Below are 2,615 nucleotides of genomic sequence, written 5' to 3'. Positions count from 1 at the left end.
TTTGATGTCTGGCAGTTCCCTACTCTCACATGGGGAGACCCCACACTACCATCGGCGCTACGGCGTTTCACTGCTGAGTTCGGCATGGGGTCAGGTGGGACCACCGCGCTATTGCCGCCAGACAAATTCGGTTCGTTCCCGTTCGCGTCGACACCGCAAACCAGAACTGCAATCTTGAACAAGCTGATTTCTCGCACCACTCTCTCGTGCGCTTCAACAATCGTCTCTTCGTCTCTCTAAAACACCTTCGGTGTTGTCAGGTTAAGCCTCACGGTTCATTAGTACTGGTTAGCTCAACGTATCGCTACGCTTACACACCCAGCCTATCAACGTCTTCGTCTTAAACGTTCCTTTAGGACCCTTAAAGAGTCAGGGAAGACTCATCTCAAGGCAAGTTTCCCGCTTAGATGCTTTCAGCGGTTATCTCTTCCGCACTTAGCTACCGGGCAGTGCCATTGGCATGACAACCCGAACACCAGCGGTGCGTCCACTCCGGTCCTCTCGTACTAGGAGCAGCCCCTTTCAATCTTCCAACGCCCACGGCAGATAGGGACCGAACTGTCTCACGACGTTCTAAACCCAGCTCGCGTACCACTTTAAATGGCGAACAGCCATACCCTTGGGACCTACTTCAGCCCCAGGATGTGATGAGCCGACATCGAGGTGCCAAACACCGCCGTCGATATGAACTCTTGGGCGGTATCAGCCTGTTATCCCCGGAGTACCTTTTATCCGTTGAGCGATGGCCCTTCCATTCAGAACCACCGGATCACTAAGACCTACTTTCGTACCTGCTCGAGCCGTCACTCTCGCAGTCAAGCTGGCTTATGCCTTTGCACTAACCGCATGATGTCCGACCATGCTTAGCCAACCTTCGTGCTCCTCCGTTACGCTTTGGGAGGAGACCGCCCCAGTCAAACTACCCACCAGACACTGTCCGCACCCCAGATTATGGGGCAACGTTAGAACATCAAACATTAAAGGGTGGTATTTCAAGGTTGGCTCCATGCAGACTGGCGTCCACACTTCAAAGCCTCCCACCTATCCTACACATCAAGGCTCAATGTTCAGTGTCAAGCTATAGTAAAGGTTCACGGGGTCTTTCCGTCTTGCCGCGGGTACACTGCATCTTCACAGCGAGTTCAATTTCACTGAGTCTCGGGTGGAGACAGCCTGGCCATCATTACGCCATTCGTGCAGGTCGGAACTTACCCGACAAGGAATTTCGCTACCTTAGGACCGTTATAGTTACGGCCGCCGTTTACTGGGGCTTCGATCAAGAGCTTCTCCTTACGGATAACCCCATCAATTAACCTTCCAGCACCGGGCAGGCGTCACACCGTATACGTCCACTTTCGTGTTTGCACAGTGCTGTGTTTTTAATAAACAGTTGCAGCCAGCTGGTATCTGCGACTGGCTTCGGCTCCATGGGTAAACCACTTCACCTAGTGCCAGCGTGCCTTCTCCCGAAGTTACGGCACCATTTTGCCTAGTTCCTTCACCCGAGTTCTCTCAAGCGCCTGAGTATTCTCTACCTGACCACCTGTGTCGGTTTGGGGTACGATTAATGATAATCTAGAGCTTAGAGGCTTTTCCTGGAAGCGGGGCATGAGCTACTTCGCCACCGTAGTGACTCGTCATCAGACCTCAGTGTATAGCGAACCGGATTTGCCTAATTCACCCACCTACATCCTTAAACCGGGACAACCGTCGCCCGGCCAGCCTAGCCTTCTCCGTCCCCCCATCGCAATTATCACCAGTACAGGAATATTAACCTGTTTCCCATCGACTACGCATTTCTGCCTCGCCTTAGGGGTCGACTCACCCTGCCCCGATTAACGTTGGACAGGAACCCTTGGTCTTCCGGCGTGCGGGTTTTTCACCCGCATTATCGTTACTTATGTCAGCATTCGCACTTCTGATACCTCCAGCATGCCTCGCAGCACACCTTCACAGGCTTACAGAACGCTCCCCTACCCAACAACATTTACATGTCGCTGCCGCAGCTTCGGTGCATGGTTTAGCCCCGTTACATCTTCCGCGCAGGCCGACTCGACCAGTGAGCTATTACGCTTTCTTTAAATGATGGCTGCTTCTAAGCCAACATCCTGGCTGTCTGAGCCTTCCCACTTCGTTTCCCACTTAACCATGACTTTGGGACCTTAGCTGGCGGTCTGGGTTGTTTCCCTCTTCACGACGAACGTTAGCACCCGCCGTGTGTCTCCCGTGATAACATTCTTCGGTATTCGTAGTTTGCATCGGGTTGGTAAGTCGGGATGACCCCCTAGCCGAAACAGTGCTCTACCCCCGAAGATGAGTTCACGAGGCGCTACCTAAATAGCTTTCGGGGAGAACCAGCTATCTCCCGGTTTGATTGGCCTTTCACCCCCAGCCACAAGTCATCCGCTAATTTTTCAACATTAGTCGGTTCGGTCCTCCAGTTAGTGTTACCCAACCTTCAACCTGCCCATGGCTAGATCACCGGGTTTCGGGTCTATACCCTGCAACTTATTCGCCCAGTTAAGACTCGGTTTCCCTACGGCTCCCCTATTCGGTTAACCTTGCTACAGAATATAAGTCGCTGACCCATTATACAAAAGGTACGCAGTCACCCC

At 52.7% G+C, this 2,615-nt stretch carries 2 rRNA genes; both read right to left on the bottom strand.

The features are described from left to right. Positions 1 to 6: 6 nt before the first annotated feature. Positions 7 to 122: ribosomal RNA gene (rrf, locus tag PR833_RS19955) — 5S ribosomal RNA — on the bottom strand. 135 nt (positions 123 to 257) lie between these two features. Then, a 23S ribosomal RNA gene (locus PR833_RS19950) occupies positions 258 to 2,615 on the bottom strand; the annotation flags it as partial.

The sequence above is a fragment of the Providencia sp. PROV189 genome (genome assembly GCF_028480065.1).
In the GTDB taxonomy this organism is placed as follows: Bacteria; Pseudomonadota; Gammaproteobacteria; order Enterobacterales; family Enterobacteriaceae; genus Providencia; species Providencia stuartii.
The sequence above is the reverse complement of the archived record's forward strand: the minus strand, read 5'-3'. Positions and strand labels throughout refer to the sequence as shown.